This is a genomic window from Bacillus sp. JJ1773 (assembly GCF_036962035.1).
GTDB lineage: Bacteria > Bacillota > Bacilli > Bacillales > Cytobacillaceae > Cytobacillus.
In genome coordinates this window covers 63,627-80,059 of the sequence record NZ_JBALNX010000043.1, presented here as the reverse complement: position 1 = coordinate 80,059, position 16,433 = coordinate 63,627, and the positions used below count along the sequence as shown (strand labels likewise).

General features: G+C 37.7%; 16 protein-coding genes. 3 read left to right on the top strand and 13 right to left on the bottom strand.

Annotated features, from left to right (window positions below):
* Nucleotides 1-117 precede the first annotated feature (117 nt).
* The 6 genes from recD2 to V7127_RS12345 form a co-directional block, all read right to left on the bottom strand.
* Nucleotides 118-2,541 (bottom strand): SF1B family DNA helicase RecD2, encoded by a 2,424-nt coding sequence (gene recD2, locus V7127_RS12370; RefSeq protein WP_335486419.1) that lies wholly within the window; start codon nucleotides 2,539-2,541, stop codon nucleotides 118-120.
* Between the two features lie 33 nt (nucleotides 2,542-2,574).
* The gene (locus V7127_RS12365) at nucleotides 2,575-3,234 is read right to left on the bottom strand and encodes a tetratricopeptide repeat protein (RefSeq protein WP_335486416.1); all 660 of its coding nucleotides are present in this window, start codon (nucleotides 3,232-3,234) and stop codon (nucleotides 2,575-2,577) included.
* 124 nt (nucleotides 3,235-3,358) lie between these two features.
* A complete protein-coding gene (mnmA, locus tag V7127_RS12360) occupies nucleotides 3,359-4,474 on the bottom strand; it encodes a tRNA 2-thiouridine(34) synthase MnmA (protein ID WP_335486413.1) in 1,116 nt (371 codons plus the stop codon).
* A gap of 30 nt (nucleotides 4,475-4,504) precedes the next feature.
* On the bottom strand, nucleotides 4,505-5,647 hold the full coding sequence (locus V7127_RS12355) for a cysteine desulfurase family protein (RefSeq protein ID WP_335486410.1): 1,143 nt from the start codon (nucleotides 5,645-5,647) through the stop codon (nucleotides 4,505-4,507).
* A 123-nt stretch (nucleotides 5,648-5,770) separates the two neighbouring features.
* Nucleotides 5,771-6,190, bottom strand: coding sequence for a cysteine metabolism transcriptional regulator CymR (gene cymR, locus V7127_RS12350; RefSeq protein ID WP_066293052.1), 420 nt, complete (start codon nucleotides 6,188-6,190; stop codon nucleotides 5,771-5,773).
* Nucleotides 6,190-6,864: a YczE/YyaS/YitT family protein gene (locus V7127_RS12345; protein WP_335486407.1), complete on the bottom strand. Its 675-nt coding sequence runs from the start codon at nucleotides 6,862-6,864 to the stop codon at nucleotides 6,190-6,192. Before V7127_RS12345 ends, cymR begins: the two co-directional genes overlap by 1 nt.
* A 177-nt stretch (nucleotides 6,865-7,041) precedes the next feature.
* Between V7127_RS12345 and V7127_RS12340 the strand changes: the two genes are divergently transcribed.
* Entirely contained in the window at nucleotides 7,042-8,301 is a 1,260-nt protein-coding gene (locus tag V7127_RS12340) for a replication-associated recombination protein A (protein WP_335486568.1), read from the top strand.
* A gap of 63 nt (nucleotides 8,302-8,364) precedes the next feature.
* Here V7127_RS12340 and V7127_RS12335 read toward each other — a convergent pair whose 3' ends face one another.
* From V7127_RS12335 to V7127_RS12310, 6 genes are read right to left on the bottom strand one after another with little or no spacing between them, the layout of a single operon-like run.
* Complete coding sequence (locus V7127_RS12335) at nucleotides 8,365-8,976, bottom strand: CPBP family intramembrane glutamic endopeptidase (protein WP_335486404.1); 612 nt, start codon at nucleotides 8,974-8,976, stop codon at nucleotides 8,365-8,367.
* 20 nt (nucleotides 8,977-8,996) lie between these two features.
* Nucleotides 8,997-9,956, bottom strand: a complete 960-nt coding sequence (locus tag V7127_RS12330; RefSeq protein WP_335486401.1) for an ABC transporter permease — start codon at nucleotides 9,954-9,956, stop codon at nucleotides 8,997-8,999.
* The gene (locus tag V7127_RS12325) at nucleotides 9,949-10,872 is read right to left on the bottom strand and encodes an ABC transporter ATP-binding protein (protein ID WP_335486398.1); all 924 of its coding nucleotides are present in this window, start codon (nucleotides 10,870-10,872) and stop codon (nucleotides 9,949-9,951) included. The genes V7127_RS12330 and V7127_RS12325 overlap by 8 nt, the downstream gene beginning before the upstream one ends.
* Nucleotides 10,869-11,576: an ABC transporter ATP-binding protein gene (locus V7127_RS12320; RefSeq protein ID WP_335486395.1), complete on the bottom strand. Its 708-nt coding sequence runs from the start codon at nucleotides 11,574-11,576 to the stop codon at nucleotides 10,869-10,871. Before V7127_RS12320 ends, V7127_RS12325 begins: the two co-directional genes overlap by 4 nt.
* Before the next feature lies 1 nt (nucleotide 11,577).
* On the bottom strand, nucleotides 11,578-11,952 hold the full coding sequence (locus tag V7127_RS12315) for a GntR family transcriptional regulator (RefSeq protein ID WP_335486392.1): 375 nt from the start codon (nucleotides 11,950-11,952) through the stop codon (nucleotides 11,578-11,580).
* Between the two features lie 4 nt (nucleotides 11,953-11,956).
* The gene (locus tag V7127_RS12310; RefSeq protein WP_335486389.1) at nucleotides 11,957-12,745 is read right to left on the bottom strand and encodes a hypothetical protein; all 789 of its coding nucleotides are present in this window, start codon (nucleotides 12,743-12,745) and stop codon (nucleotides 11,957-11,959) included.
* Nucleotides 12,746-13,185: 440 nt separating this feature from the next.
* On the opposite strand from V7127_RS12310, the gene V7127_RS12305 reads away from it, so the two are divergent.
* Nucleotides 13,186-13,974 carry a GNAT family N-acetyltransferase gene (locus tag V7127_RS12305; protein WP_335486386.1) on the top strand — a complete coding sequence of 263 codons (789 nt, stop codon included), beginning with the start codon at nucleotides 13,186-13,188 and terminating at the stop codon, nucleotides 13,972-13,974.
* Nucleotides 13,975-14,200: 226 nt separating this feature from the next.
* On the opposite strand, the gene V7127_RS12300 is transcribed toward V7127_RS12305, so the two are convergent.
* On the bottom strand, nucleotides 14,201-14,971 hold the full coding sequence (locus V7127_RS12300; RefSeq protein WP_335486383.1) for a tRNA threonylcarbamoyladenosine dehydratase: 771 nt from the start codon (nucleotides 14,969-14,971) through the stop codon (nucleotides 14,201-14,203).
* Nucleotides 14,972-15,223: 252 nt separating this feature from the next.
* Here V7127_RS12300 and V7127_RS12295 point away from each other — a divergent pair, with 252 nt between their 5' ends.
* The gene (locus tag V7127_RS12295) at nucleotides 15,224-16,195 is read left to right on the top strand and encodes an NAD(P)H-dependent flavin oxidoreductase (protein WP_335486565.1); all 972 of its coding nucleotides are present in this window, start codon (nucleotides 15,224-15,226) and stop codon (nucleotides 16,193-16,195) included.
* The last annotated feature ends 238 nt before the right edge of the window (nucleotides 16,196-16,433 follow it).

The window sequence follows — 16,433 nt, the reverse complement described above, 5'->3', positions numbered from 1 at the left end:
AGGTGTTCTTTACCTTTCTGGGAGGATTGGCTTGTGACCTCGAGGGGGTAGGCGCTGTAGCTAGACAACATCTAAAAAAAAGCTAAGGAAAGAACAGTCTTTTATACTGCTCTTCCCTTAGCTTCTTTCGGTTTCCATAAAATCATACGGCGTGATATTTTCCATTCCTATTAATGGATCTGCCTTCATTAGCACTTCATAAGTTGGAAGTTCATCATCAGCTTCAGATTTATCAACTGCAAACGAGTCCAAAATGGTCTCCTGCAGCCTTTCAGTTAGAGTAGTAAGCCTCGAGAGCTCATCTGTTCTTTCAACTCCTAATCTAAATGCTTCTTCTTCACCACATAATATGAGAAATTGTTTACTGCGGGTAATAGCCGTATACAATAAATTTCTTCGCAGCATACGATAATAACTTTTCACAACAGGCAAAATCACAATCGGAAACTCACTTCCCTGTGATTTGTGGACAGAACAGCAATAGGCAAGGGTAATTTGATTTAAGTCTTGACGAGTATAAGTTACTTCTGTTCCATCAAAAGATACAATAATCATATCCTGTTTTTCCGTATTTTCCTTTGCATAGAAAATAGAAATGATTTCACCCATATCCCCGTTAAAAACATGACTTTCAGGCTGATTGACAAGCTGGAGAACTTTATCGCCTATACGGTATTTAACATCCCCAAACGCAAGCTCTTTTCGACTTCCGTCAGGATTCGGATTGAAAATCTCCTGAAGAATTTCATTCAGCTTATCAATTCCAGCTGGTCCCCTGTACATCGGTGCTAAAACCTGAATATCCTTTGCTGTATATCCCTTTTTCTTAGCATTTAAAACTACTTTTTCTACGACAGTTGCGATTTGCCCTGGACTGCATTGAAAAAATGATCTGTCTGCTTGCTGTACGGTCACATTCATCGAAAGCTTTCCCTTTTTCATTTCATGGGCAAGCTCGATTATCGAAGATCCTTCAGCTTGACGGTATATGTCAGTTAACCGAACAGTAGGAATTCTCTCAGACTGCAGCAAATCCTTTAGAACCTGGCCCGGTCCCACTGATGGAAGCTGATCCTCATCCCCAACTAAGATCACTTGCAAATTTTCCGGAAGTGCCTTGAAGAGCTGATTGGCTAGCCAAATATCAACCATGGAGGTTTCATCAACGATTAAGATTTTACCCTCCAATAAATTTTCTTCACCACGATCGAATCCCTCTGTTCCATTCCAGCCAAGCAGTCTGTGAATAGTGACTGCAGGCAAGCCTGTGGATTCCGCCATTCTCTTAGCTGCCCTTCCTGTTGGTGCTGCTAAGAGAAATGGGAAGGGCTCCTCCTTCTTGTAATCTTTAGGATCTAACGAACAACCATGCAGTTCCGCATATAATTCAACAATACCTTTAATAACTGTTGTTTTTCCTGTACCTGGTCCACCAGTTAGTATTAGCATCGGAGACATAAGCGCCGTTTGGATTGCCTCTTTCTGTGTCGGCGCATATTGAACCTTTAGACGTTCTTCTAATTTTCCAAGAGCCAGAAGAAACTCAGATTCCGGGAATTGTTCATGATATTGAGTTTGGTTCAATATTCGTTTAATATTTGTAACAAGTCCTTTTTCAGAAAAATAAAGCGAAGGCAAATACAGCCTTTGCTCCTCGACCATGATTTTTCCCTCTTCTTGAAGCTTTATAACTTCTTTGGAAATATCATTGAATTCAATTTCATCTCGCTTATTTTCCTCTAAAAGTCTTTGCGTGCTTTGAAGAAGATCTCTTGCTTCTACGTATACATGCCCAGCCTGCATGCTTTCCATTTCTAATATGTAAAGGCAAGCTGCTCTAATTCTTGCTGGGTGATTGCCCGATATTCCGAGCTTATATCCAAGCTCGTCTGCCCTGCCAAATCCAATTCCCTCGATATCCTCAACGAGCTGATAAGGGTTTTTCTGGATTGTTTCGATCGTCATCTCTTTATAGACTTGGTAGATCCTCATGGATATCTGAGGACCAAATCCATATTGATTTAAAGCAATCATGGCCTGCTCAATGCCTTGATGCTGCATGAGTGTATCGTATAAGGACTTCGCTTTCTCAGGAGGCAGTTTTGGGATTCCATCAAGTAGGGACGGTTCATTAAGAATTCTAGTTATTGCATTTTCCCCCAATATTTCAACGATATTTTCGGCTGTTTTTTTACCAATGCCTTTAAATAATTCACTGGAAAGGTAATTAACAACGCCCTGTTTAGTCTGAGGGATATCTTTGCGATAATGGCTAGCATGAAGCTGAACTCCAAATTTAGGGTGTTCTTTCAATTCTCCGTAAAAAATATATGTTTCCTGCTCATGCATTTTCGGAAAATATCCTGTAATAACTGCTTCTTTATCTTCATAATGATGATTCGTTTCGTCCACTCGAATCCGTAAAACCGTATATAAATTTTGTTCATTATGAAAAATGGTTACAAGATGCCTGCCTTTCATATACTTCTTTTCCTGTTCCGAAAATAAATCTAAAGTCCCCTGTAACTCCTGCTTATCCATCGATCTGCCTCCTTTCCTCCATACTTCAATTTCCTATTGAGCCGTTCCTTTTTCAATTAACTTTTTGCCGTATCCTGCCAATAGATGGTCTGGCTGAATTTCTAGTGCTTTTTCGAAATAATGCAGTGCTTGTTCTTCCTCTTCCTTGAATCCATATGCGACACCAAGATTATAATAAGCATCTGAATGGTTCGGATCGATTTGAATACATTTCTTAAGCTGAATAATAGATTCATCGATAAAGTTTTCTTGAGCCAAGCATAAGCCATATTGAAACAATACTTCAGCATCATTTTCATTTAATTCTGTGCTTCTTTGTAAATAGGGCAAGGCTAATTTTCCTTGTTCCATCGCTATTAAAGATAATCCAAGCATAAAATAATTATCACCGGATTCCATTCCCTTTTTCATCGCGGTTTCAAACATATTCTTTGCTTCCTGAAAATTTTGAAGATCGTATTGCAAGTTTCCTGCACTATAATAGGCTGCAGCCGCATTTTCATCCAACTTAATTGCTTTTTCATAAAACTTTAATGCTTTTTCCGTTTCACCTACAACGGATAATACATTGCCAAAATTAATATAAGAGGTCGGGTCTGAAGGATTTTCTTCAATGGCTTCCATAAATACCGTTGCCGCCTCTTCCCATTTTCCTTCTTCCATATATTGAATACCTAATTGGTTTTTATCCATATTAAATTCACTCCGTTCCATTTAGAAGTATAGCATATTCTTTAAGGTTTCAAACGAGAAAAAAGGGCTCATCGACTCTGTTTTAACAGAACCGAAAGAGCCCTTACTTCATGATTAAACTAATTTATCCGACATAATCAAGTCGCTTTCCGTCTTTAAATACTTCATCAATCGTTCCGCCGCCTAGGCACTCATCTCCATGATAAAAAACTACTGCCTGTCCAGGAGTTATCGCTCTAATCGGTTCATCAAAAATAACTCTTACTTTGTCATCCCCAAGCAGCTCAACAGTTACATCGTTATCAGGCTGACGGTATCTAAATTTAGCTGTACATTTAAAAGTTTTCGGCTTGTCTTTGTCCGATACCCAGCCAATGTTTACAGCTGTAATAGAGTGAGAATAGAGCTTTTCATTGTGGAACCCTTGACCGACAATCAGAACATTTCTCTTCAAGTCCTTTCCAATTGCAAACCAAGGTTCACCCGCTCCACCGATGCCTAATCCATGCCGCTGGCCAATTGTATAATACATCAGACCATCATGTTTTCCCATTACTTTGCCATCGAAGGTTTCCATATTGCCAGGCTGAGCTGGTAAATAACCTCCAAGGAATTCCTTGAAATTTCGTTCGCCAATAAAGCATATTCCTGTACTATCCTTCTTTGTCGCTGTAGCAAGATTTGCCTCAATAGCAATTTCCCTGACCTTAGACTTTTCAATATCGCCAATCGGGAACATGACTTTTTCTAGCTGCGCCTGTCCAAGCTGGTTTAGGAAATACGTTTGATCCTTATTCTCATCAATGCCTCGAAGCATTTTATATTCTCCATCGCGGAAATCGACTCTCGCATAATGTCCTGTCGCCAAGTAATCAGCACCGAGCTTCATAGCATGCTCAAGAAAAGCTTTAAATTTAATTTCTTTATTGCACATGACATCAGGGTTCGGAGTCCGGCCAGCTTTATACTCATCTAGAAAATAGGTAAATACCTTATCCCAATATTGCTTTTCAAAGTTAACAGCATAATAAGGTATCCCAATTTGGTTGCAGACGCGAATGACATCATTATAATCCTCAGTTGCTGTACAAACACCGTTTTCATCTGTGTCATCCCAGTTTTTCATAAAAATTCCAATGACATCATACCCTTGTTGCTTTAACAATAGGGCTGCAACTGATGAGTCTACACCGCCTGACATCCCAATAACTACCCTTGTATCCTTAGGCTCTTTTTTCATGTAATTTCACCACGCTTCTATACAAAGTTTCTATGTTGTTAATCGCTTAACGATTCTGCCTGTTTCTTCCGCAACCTTTTCAATTTGTTCCATAGTATTGAATAGGCCAAAACTAAAACGAATGGAATTTTGAATGCGCGGATCATCCTTTCCAAACATGGCCACAAGAACATGTGACGGATCGATCGAGCCTGCTGTACAGGCTGAACCGCTAGATGCAGCAATGCCAGCTAAATCAAGATTCACAAGCATTGCTTCAACATTCGTTCCGGGAAAGCTTAAGTTTAAAACATGGGGCAAAGAAAAATCAAGCGATCCGTTTTGTATAAACTCTATATGTTGATCTAAGAGCTTTTTCATGTAAGCAGACTTAAACTTCAGGTATTCTTCCTTCTTCGTTTCCATCTCCTGCTGAGAGATGCGTACAGCCTCCAAAAATCCGGCAATGGACGGCACATTTTCAGTACCAGCTCGTCTTTTTCTTTCCTGCTCCCCGCCAAAAAGCCGTGGTGCAAGTTTAATATCTGTATTTGCATATAAGAATCCAATCCCTTTTGGTCCATTCATCTTATGTGCCGAAACGGACATTAAATCAATTCCGCATTCCTTGACATTGATTTTTTCAAGACCGTATGCCTGAACTGCATCTGTATGAAATATCGCAGGATGTTCTTTTAAGATTTGGCCAATTTCCCTTATTGGCTGTATCGTTCCAACCTCATTATTGCCGTACATAATCGTTACAAGAATTGTATCATCTCTTAAGGCTTTCTCTAGATCCGCTAAAGAAATTCTCCCCTCTTGATCAACTGGCAAGTAAGTAATTTCAAACCCAAGATTCTTCAGCTGCTCGCAAGTATGAAGGACAGCGTGATGCTCAATTTGGGTTGTAATAATATGTTTTCCTTTATGCTGACTAGAATGGGCAACGCCAAAAATTGCATGGTTATCCGCTTCTGTTCCTCCGCTCGTAAAAATGATATCATTCGCTTTTGCCCCGATACTTTTCGCTATTTCTTCCCGAGCCTCATCGATAATATGGCGGGCACCTCGGCCAAAAGAATGAATACTGGAAGGATTGCCAAATTCAGCATTCATAACCTCCATCATTTTATCAATCACCTTTGGGTGCATCGGAGAAGTTGCTGCATGATCAACGTAAATCCGCTCCAAATTTTTCACCTTCTTAATTTATACTCTTTAGCTATTATCTGCGACTTTTCGGATATATCCGTTGCTTTCGCAAATAAATCCGCTGCTTTCGCAAATATTTAAGCTACAGTTACATTTTTACTCTTAAATATAAAACATATAGCCGTCCGTATCTCCATCATCTTTATAATTAGCTAGATCTTCAAGTGTTGTATTATCCAGGACATCTTTCACTGCATCACGTATTCTCATCCAAAGATGTTTCTTCGCTGGCTCCTCGTCTTCAATCCCTTCTACAGGACTTATTGGACCTTCCAAGACACGTATAATGTCTCCTGATGTTATATTTGCTGGAAGATCTCCCAAAATATATCCGCCATAAGCTCCTCTAATACTCTTTACTAAGCCTGCATTCCGTAAAGGAGCAATTAGCTGTTCCAAATAATGTTCAGAAAGATCATTCGTCTGAGCAATCGATTTTAAAGAAATAGGACCTTCTCCATGCTTTTTAGCCAATTCCATCATAATCGTTAAACCATAGCGGCCTTTTGTCGATATTTTCATTAACTAACACCTCTATCTTTATCATTTATAGCAGTCACTGCATTTTTCGCTTTCATTTTAACTAAAAATCGATCCGTCACTTTTTGGCATTGCGGCAAAGCAATACCTGCAATTGGACCAATTGAAATTCCGATAATAATTGTTCCCCAAAAAACAGGTCCTCCGAGCTGCCAGCCAATTAATAGCACAACAATTTCCATACAAAGCCTAGCATGGGCAACTTTCCAGCCTGTTTTTGATGTTAAAGCAATCATGAGGCTATCCCTTGGACCCGCCCCAAATTGTGCCGAAATATAAATTCCCATTCCGTAGCAGCAAGTAATAATTCCGCAGATAAACATCATGATTTTCCCTGTAAGTGAGGATGGGGTTTGCATAAATGGAAGCATAAAATAAAAATCCACAAATAAACCAAATAAAACCATATTTAAAAAAGTACCCATTTTCGGGAACTCCTTTAAAATAATAGATGATAAAGCCAAAATGGCGAATCCGATAATTATAGACCAGCTTCCAATAGTAAGCCCGAATTGATAATATAAGCCTACATGAAGGACATCCCATGGTGTTGCACCTAAATCAGCAAGAATTAACAGTACAACCCCAAGAGTCATTACGAGCAGGCCTACTATAAAAACAATGAATCTTGACCCTATTTGACCCCTTTTTTTCATGTTCACCTGTCCATTTCTCCCCATAAGTTAAGCTTATTCTTAGTATATAGATAGACTTTTGTTATTATAGCATATTTAATAATGATAATCATTTTGTGATTCCTATAATTATGGTATGTTTAATAATATTGTTCCTTCGTTAATTGGATTAGAAGTTTTGGAGTGATGAAATTGAATATAAAGCCATTAGCATTCCGAATGAGACCGCGGACGATCGAAGAAATAATTGGGCAAGAGCATCTTGTAGCAGAAGGAAAAATTATTAATCGAATGGTGAAAGCTAAACAGCTGAGCTCGATGATTTTATACGGACCTCCTGGAATAGGCAAAACATCCATTGCCAGTGCAATTGCCGGAAGCACCCGTTTCGCTTTTCGGAACTTAAATGCTGTTACGAATAATAAAAAAGATATGGAAATCGTTGCTGCCGAGGCAAAAATGTCCGGAAAAGTGATACTGCTCCTTGACGAAGTACACAGGTTAGATAAAGGTAAGCAAGATTTCCTTCTCCCTTTTTTAGAAAATGGGATGATTACATTAATTGGTGCAACGACAAGCAACCCTTATCATGCCATTAATCCAGCGATCCGCAGCCGCTGTCAAATTTTTGAACTGAAGCCTTTATCAGTTGAAAATATTAAAGAGGCCTTGCTCCGAGCAATCGAGGATAAGGAACGAGGATTAGGAGAAAAACATGTTCATGTAACAGAAGAGGCACTTACGCATTTCTCAACTGCCTCAAACGGAGATGTAAGAAGCTCGTTAAATGCTTTAGAACTGGCTGTTTTATCAACTGAAGCTAATAGCGATAACATCATCCAAATTGATTTAGCGGCAGCTGAAGAATGCATGCAGCGAAAAAGCTTAACTCATGATAAAGATGGGGATGCTCATTACGATGTTCTCTCTGCATTTCAGAAATCGATCCGGGGAAGCGATGTCAATGCCGCTTTGCATTATTTAGGAAGATTAATTGAGGCAGGGGATTTACAAAGCATTAGCAGACGATTACTAGTAATCGCCTATGAAGATATCGGACTTGCTTCACCTCAAGCCGGTGCAAGAACGTTGGCGGCGATTGAAACCGCGGAAAGAGTTGGTTTTCCAGAAGGGAGAATACCACTTGCCAATGCAGTTATTGAATTATGCTTATCACCGAAATCAAACTCAGCGATAATGGCTATCGATGCGGCTCTTGCCGACATTAGGCATGGCATTAGCGGGGAAGTTCCAGATCATCTTAAGGATGCCCATTACAAAGGGGCAAAAGAACTTGGCAGAGGCATTGATTATAAATATCCCCACGATTATGAAGGTGGCTGGGTTAAGCAGCAATACCTTCCTAATAATATTAAAAATAAGGTTTATTACCAGCCAAAGAAAACGGGCAAATTTGAGCAGGCTATATCTGTCATTTACTCTAATCTCCAAAAGTAAAAAAAAGATGAAATCAGCTATTTTTTTGATTTCATCTTTTTTTTATTTATCGGCCTTTTTATCCTAAAGAATATTAAACATGACTATGATGGATGCTAACGTGTTTGCACAGCCATGAAGCAGCCAGCTTGACACAATAGAGCCCTCTGATTGCTTCTCATTTAACCACCCCATTAACCAACCAGCTATTCCTGTAATGAGTGTGATAATAACTGCCCCCCAAAAACCTGCGTAAGAAAAAAGAAAAATCCCATGCAGAAGCCCAAATAATAAACTTTGTACTCCATTTCCGACTTGTAATCCAAATTTGTGAACTAATCTTTTCATTAAAAATCCTCTAAAAAAAACTTCCTCTGATAATCCCGTCTGTAAAAAAGCATAGATTAAAGCTGGAATTAATGCATCGATGCCCTTTCCAGAAAATTGGGCTGTTGCCAAAACTGATTGGTCAACAAAATAGGGGATAATAATAAATGACGGAATGGATAAAAATATTATTGTAGCGATAAATGTAATCACATATTTCCTTTTGTTATGAATAATAGGCTTTTTAAAACCTACCCATCTAAAAAAACTCGTTTCCTTCCTGCCAAAAATCAACCACCAAATAAAGGGGATGATTGAGAGTAGCGATACTTGTAAAATTGCAGTAATAAGAGAATTTATTATTTGCATAAGATAACCTCCTATATACTTTAAGCAGCTACATCCCTTTTCTTGAATACGTAGAAAGTCACTGCTTGAAATAATGCGAAATATAAAACTAACATGATGACAGAGAAGCCTAATGTCATTCCTTCAACCATTGGAGATCCTTCAAAATATTGCAGTAAATCAGTGTTTGCAAATAATAAATATTTCGCCCATTCATACTTCATTGAGATAAGTCTAGTCACCTGTCCCCCCATGAATAAAAGGAATAAGGATAACCCAATCGCTAGGGAACTATTTCTAAATGCTGCTGAAATCATAAAGGCCATCGTAGCAAGCATCAGCATATTAATAGATTTAAGACCGTAATAAGAAATTAAATGTGCAAGCATGCTTTGTTCGGTCACTTTCCCGTTAAAATAGTTTAAATAAGGGGTAGGGGGTTCCGGCAATCCGAATAGAATCGCTCCTAGACCTGCTGAGTAGACGAACAATAGAAGAAGCATAAATAAACCAAATATCAAAACTGTTAAATACTTTGCCAGTAAAATCTTTCCTCTTTTTATCGGCCTGATCAATAACAGCTTAATGGTTCCCCAATTAAATTCACTAGCGACAATTCCTGCTGCAATAATGATTGTAAATAAGCCAACAAATTCAATTGTCTGGGAAGCATCATTCACAAATCCCCAGACTGAATAATCTTCATTTGGAGAAATATCATGGTCGATTCGATACGTATTGATCGCTATTTCTCTTTCATAATGATCCTTCATTTCTCTAGGTGCAGAACTGCCCATTTCTTCTAACTGCTTTTTATAACTGTCATTCTGAACTTGTAGTCCTCTTTTCCATTCTGTGTTATCCGGTACAGACCCTTTCGTTTCCTGATATTTAATAAAGCCACCAGCTATCGTTGTGACTAAAAGGAGAATTCCAATCATGACATACGTCCCAGGTCGCTTAAATATTTTCATCCATTCATTTTGGATTAGTCTAAACATGCTCCGTCACCTCCTTGGAAGTCACTTCTAGGAATCGATCTTCTAGTGTTTTTGTCATCTCTTTAATTCCATAAATTTGTATTCCATTATTAACGAGCTCTTTTACTATAACTGGAACAGCCTCTCTTTTTAACGGAACCGCGATGCCATTTTCAATCAGCTGCACCTGTAGATCAGAGTATAACTCCCTTATTACAAAACTTGCTTTCTCCTTTTCATCGACTTCAATCTCATAAACCTTTTCATTACCTTGGACAAAATCGCTCATAAGCTGTACATCAATGAGCTTTCCTTTTTGGATAATGCCGATACGGTCACACATCATTTCCATTTCAGATAAAAGGTGGCTTGATACGATAACTGCCATATCCCTTTCCCTGGCAAGCATTCTTAGATGATCCCTGATCTCCCTTATTCCGGCCGGGTCTAATCCATTGGTCGGCTCATCAAGAATCAATACCTTTGGATCATGGAGAAGGCATTGTGCGAGTCCTAATCTTTGTCTCATCCCGAGAGAATAAGTTTTTACCTTGTCATGGATTCTATCTGTCAGACCGACAAGCTCAACAGTCTCATTTATTTTTTCTTTCGTTACTCCCTTAGACATTCTTGCATAATGAACAAGGTTCTGATACCCGCTCATAAATTTATACATTTCAGGGTTCTCAACAATGGCACCTACATGAGTAATGGCTTTTTCAAAATCTGTTTTAATACTGTGGCCAAGGATTTTGATATCACCAGATGTCATCCCAATTAACCCTACTATCATCCGAATGGTGGTCGTCTTTCCAGCACCGTTTGGTCCAAGAAAACCAAACACTTCTCCTTTATTAACATTAAAGCTCAAAGAATCAATGATTGTTCTGCCTTTAATGGTTTTTGTTACGTTTTGAATTTCCACAATGGCTTTCAATTATTTTCCCTCCCATCCGAAAATGTCTTTTTCATCCATTCAATGATGGAAAGACCTTCAGTTTCTCTCAATTCCTCTACATGATGACGGGCGATTATTTTCCCATTTTGAATAGCAAGCACTTCATCAAGTAAAGGCTCAATTTCATCAATTTCATGTGTAGCGATAATCACGATTTGGTTTTCAAAATCAATATAAGAGAGCAATCCCTTTACGATTGAATCCCTTACCATTGGATCAAGGCCAGAAAAAGGTTCATCTAACAGCAATACAGATGCTTCCCTTGCTAAAACAAGAACAAGCTTTAAACGGCCGCGGTTTCCTTTTGACAACTGCTTAATTTTTTTATTCGGATCCAAGTTCATAAATTGAAGTAATTCTTCCGCCCGTTCCATTCGAAAATCTGCAAACTGTGTAGCATAAAAATTGATCATATCCTTTACCTTAAAAGACGGGTAGAACATATCAAGTTCCGACAAATAAGCTACACTTCCCGCAACTCTTCGATCAGATGCTTGCCCATTCACAATTACCTTCCCAGCAGATGGGAGGACAAGACCGGCAATCATCTTCAATGTTGTAGATTTGCCGCTTCCGTTAGGACCAAGCAAGCCATATATTTTCCCGCTTTCAAGCTTAAAGGAAACATCGTCTAACCCAAGTTCACGTCCATACTTTTTCGTTACATGCTGAAATTCAATCATCCTAATCACCCAGCCTTCCCTTTATAAAAAACTCTAAGCCGGAAACCATTTCTTCTTCTGAAAAGCCAAGCTCTTTCATATTAGTAAAGAAGGCTTCAATAATATCCATTTGCAGTTTGCCTTTTAATTCCTTTATTAGATTTGTATTTTCAGTTACAAATGTTCCTTGCCCGCGTTTCGTCTCCACAATTTCCATCCTTTCTAACTCACTATATGTTCGTTGAATTGTATTTGGATTAACACCTGTTTGTATCGCCATTTCACGGACAGAGGGAAGCTTATTTCCAGGCACTAACTCCCCTCTAATGATTTGCTGATTTATTTTATCAACGATTTGCATATATATTGGCTTCGATGCTTGGAATTCTTCTCCCAACACACTACACCTCCACTTTCCGTTCTAATAGCCAAACTGCGATGAGGAAAACGATGACCGCTACAGCTGTATACATAATTCCGTTCATAATTGATATTTCAGCCGTATCTACTAATCCTGCTGATGCAGAGGTTTTTTCCGCTTCAAACTTTAAGGTTTTCATTGGAGCTAACTGGATAACACCTATATTTATAAACTTTTTATAAAAAGGGAGGTTTTGAATATAATTACTAGCTGCAGTTAAAACAACCCATATCCCGATTAGGATTGGCCAACGAAATGGCTTAAGTGATGGAACTCCTTTTATTGAGTGATATACGGACCAGTAAAATAACACCCATATGCCTAAATAAATCGAGCTTAAAGCAAGGGCCAATCCAATAAAGCTAAGATTAGGCAAAGGTTCTCCAGCAAATTGATTAAAGCTTTCTGCATAGGTGGAATGATTTACTTGCCAATCTGCAATAAGCAAGGCAATTGAAAACGAAATAAGAAAATAAACCGTTCCTGCTGAAAGCTTAGCAAGGAAAAGCTTTGCACCATGATTAGGATTGTGCAGCCAAAGTTGTGAATGACCTTCGATATTAAGTGAATTTATTAAGTATGCTGGCAAATAAAAAACATGGCCAACCACAATCATGATGGAAATGATAGGAAAAATAACAGACTCTTCAAAGTAATGCATTAACCCTATACCTGCAATGAAAGAAAAAAATAATATCCCGATCCCTACCATAAACCAGCTTTTAGTCAATTTAATTTCTTTTATGAATAAGCCTTTAAATGCTAACATAGTTCCCCTCCTGAATGAGTGTTCCGGTGTACTAGTCAAATAATACACTGGTACGAATTAATTAGTCAATGCTTTTTACTAATTTTTAGAAAAATGGGCTATTCAGCCAATAAAAAAAGCCCAACATAAGCTAATGGGTTCGGTTGAGAGGTGCAAAACAATAAATAGCAGTATAATTGGGAATCCAATTCGCATATGAATTGGATTCTTTTTATTTGTTGATTTATAAGGGTTTATGCATTTTAGCAGTCAAATTAGCATTATAATTCACACTGTAATTAACAACAATTTGTTGGACAACAGACAGTCTACGAAATATGTGTTAAAGTTGATAAATTTATTTTAATTCAAACAACTCAATTAAATTAGAGTGATTTTTTTAAAGGGTAATTGGATATTTATGTTAAACTTTAATAAATATCGAAATAAAGGAATAAAATATGATAAATTTAAAAGACGTTTTTTCACTTGATTTTGCATACCTTGAGACCTTTACAAAACGAATAGAAACGTCCTGGGGTTCAATTTTTTGCAATGAAAGTCAACCAAATTATTATGACGCAAATCACGCTCATATTAGTGATGCTATTGATAATCCAAAGTTAATAATTGATGAAGTAAAAAAATTTTATAATTCTAGAAAAATCATACCTAGATTTTATATTTATAACTTAGATGCTCAACAAGAATTAGTTAACCAACTAAAATTGAATCATTTCGGATTCGAAGAATTAATCAGTCCTGTTCAAATGTGGGAACAAAAGGTTTTGGAAAAGGAAAAACGCAATGAAATTTCTATTGAATTGGTTACAAAAATGAATTATTCCGAAGCATTAAATATTGAATGCAGTATTACAGAATTTGGAGGCAAAGCAGTTAGGGAAAAGGCTTTTGAGGTAGAATTTAATCATCCTAGTTTTATACATTATTTACTTCGGTATGATGGAATTGCCTGTGCAACAGCTTGTATTTTTATCAATGATAATCAGGCACGGATGGAAAGTGTTGCAACTCTAGAGGAATACAGGGGACGAGGATTAATCGGTGAATTGATTCATTATATTCAAGCAGAAATTGCTAAGAAGGAGCTAGAAAACCTTTGGGTGTTTCCTATTAACGAAAAAATAGAAAAAGTCTATCAAAAATATGGATTTAAGACCGTTACAAAACTGAAAATGGGACACTCCTATATAGGGGGAAGAAGCATAAAAGAAATTCAGGGATATTAAATTTTGGTTAAAGAATTAGCGAAGCAATATAGAATAACCGAGCTTGGAATACTATTTCCAAGCTCATTTTCTATTTCAAACCTAAACTACTTATACCAAATTGACTGTATTTTCTGTTGTTATTTTTTTGTTAAAACATATTCGAATTGTTGTGCGAGTTCAGTTGTGAATTGGTGTTATGCACTTCTAGAGACCGAACCCGTTAAACATAAACTGTACTTTTAAATTATTTATTCTCGTCTTTCACACGATTCACTTGAATATTTATCAGAAGTTGTCTGACAACATAGCTAGCCATAACTAATCCAGCTACAGATGGGACAAATGCATTGGAGGAAGGCGGCATTTTTGCTTTTCGGATAGTAGCATCGTTTTTACCAACTTCCTTTCTGACATCTTCACGGATGACAATCGGACTTTCATCTGAAAATACAACTGAGATTCCTTTACGAATTCCTTCTTTTCTCAAGCGAGTACGAATAACCTTGGCAATTGGATCTGTATGGGTTTTAGAAATATCAGCAATTTGAAAACGGGTTGGATCCATCTTATTAGCAGCCCCCATGCTTGAAATCATAGGGATATTTCTTTTTAAGCATTCCTTCATTAGATGAATCTTATAAGAAATGGTATCAGATGCATCGATGACAAAATCAAGACCATACTCGAAAAACTGCTCGTACGTTTCCTCTGTATAAAACATTTTCAGAGCGATTACTTCACATTCTGGATTAATATCTTTAATCCGCTCTTTCATTAGATCAACCTTTGGCTGTCCTACAGTAGAAAGCAAGGCAATGATCTGACGATTTACATTTGTTATATCAACATCATCTTTATCAACCAATACTAAACGCCCAACACCTGACCGGGCTAACGCTTCTGCAGCGAAGGTTCCTACTCCGCCTACCCCAAGAACAGCAACCGTGCTGTTCTTCATGATGTCTAACCCTTCTTTACCGATAGCAAGCTCATTTCTTGAAAATTGATGCAACATATATTCTCAGCTCCATAACACTTTCAAAATTAATAAAAACATAAAAATGGGTTCTACTTTTGTTTTTCCCGATATTGAATATACCATACTTTTTATAAAAAATAAGTATCTCCATAGGAATAAAATGATTAATTTTTTACAAATTAATCAAAAAATTAATAGTAACTATTAGTACCTAGTAATATTAATCACAGCTTTTTAATAATAACCATGATACTTTAATAAAGCATGAACCAAATCATTCCTAAACAATTGAAATGGGGTTATACTTTGAACTTACCACAATTAAAAATTGGCCATATGGAACCGAAAGTTCCCATCCTTCAAGGAGGTATGGGTGTTGGCATTTCACTGAGCGGGCTTGCATCAGCTGTTGCAAACGCAGGTGGGATTGGAATTATATCAGGAACAGGAATTTCAACAGATGAACTAAAGTTTCATATTAGAAAGGCAAAGGAAAAGATCATTGGAAAAGGCTATATTGGCGTTAATGTATTATTTGCAATGAATGATTTTGCCGAAAAAATGAAGGCTGCTATAGAGGAAAAAGTAGATTTTATTATTTCAGGTGCAGGAATTTCACGCGATATGTATTCCTGGGGAAAAGAGAGTGGAACTCCTGTTATTTCGATTGTTTCTACAGCTAAGCTAGCAAGACTTTCTGAGAGATTGGGAGCGTCTGCTGTTGTTGTTGAAGGATGCGAAGCGGGCGGCCATTTAGGAACAGACCGTCCTTTATTTGAAATCCTTCCAGAAGTAGTTGAAGCCGTAAACATTCCAGTCATTGCAGCCGGTGGAATATTAACCGGAGAAGATGTAGCTAGAGCCATTCAAATGGGAGCTTCCGGGGTACAAATGGGTACAAGGTTTGTTGCCAGTGAGGAATGTGACGCCCCATTAGCCTTTAAAGAAAAATATGTGAATGCACAAAAAGAAGATACGATCCTAGTTAAAACCACGGTTGGCCTGCAAGGAAGAGCCATTAAGAACAAGTTTACCGATTTAATTTCAGGAACCGGAAAATTAAAAATCGATAAATGCCATGATTGTTTAAAAAACTGCTCCTACCGCTTTTGTACACTAGATTCACTATTAAAATCCGTAGGCGGGGACGTAGAAAATGGCCTCGTATTCGCTGGCGCGAGAGTTTCTGAAATTAAGAGAATATTGCCTGTTCATACAATCATAAAAAATATTACAGATGAATATTTAGCTGTGAAATAAATAAATCCTTCAAGCCTGTCATTCTTCAGGCTTTTTTCTGTCTTAAAAAACAAATTATAGAGCTTTATTATTTTTAAAAAAGTAGCTGAGCAATTTTCACCTGCAGCAGGCATCAGATGAAGCGACTGATGACCGATCGGGGCAATTTTCCACTTCTGCGGGCAGCAGATGAAGTGACTGATGACTGATCATAATAATTCTCCCCTTCAGCGGGCACCAGATGGAGCGACTGTTGACC

Coding starts and splice junctions, on each gene's coding strand:
- V7127_RS12330 (WP_335486401.1), bottom strand. CDS start 9,956: ATGTTTAGACTAATCCAAAATGAATGGATGAAAATATTTAAGCGACCT.
- V7127_RS12365 (WP_335486416.1), bottom strand. CDS start 3,234: ATGGATAAAAACCAATTAGGTATTCAATATATGGAAGAAGGAAAATGG.
- V7127_RS12300 (WP_335486383.1), bottom strand. CDS start 14,971: ATGTTGCATCAATTTTCAAGAAATGAGCTTGCTATCGGTAAAGAAGGG.
- V7127_RS12305 (WP_335486386.1), top strand. CDS start 13,186: ATGATAAATTTAAAAGACGTTTTTTCACTTGATTTTGCATACCTTGAG.
- recD2 (WP_335486419.1), bottom strand. CDS start 2,541: ATGGATAAGCAGGAGTTACAGGGGACTTTAGATTTATTTTCGGAACAG.
- cymR (WP_066293052.1), bottom strand. CDS start 6,190: ATGAAAATATCGACAAAAGGCCGCTATGGTTTAACGATTATGATGGAA.
- V7127_RS12345 (WP_335486407.1), bottom strand. CDS start 6,864: ATGAAAAAAAGGGGTCAAATAGGGTCAAGATTCATTGTTTTTATAGTA.
- V7127_RS12310 (WP_335486389.1), bottom strand. CDS start 12,745: ATGTTAGCATTTAAAGGCTTATTCATAAAAGAAATTAAATTGACTAAA.
- mnmA (WP_335486413.1), bottom strand. CDS start 4,474: ATGAAAAAAGAGCCTAAGGATACAAGGGTAGTTATTGGGATGTCAGGC.
- V7127_RS12335 (WP_335486404.1), bottom strand. CDS start 8,976: ATGCAAATAATAAATTCTCTTATTACTGCAATTTTACAAGTATCGCTA.
- V7127_RS12320 (WP_335486395.1), bottom strand. CDS start 11,576: ATGATTGAATTTCAGCATGTAACGAAAAAGTATGGACGTGAACTTGGG.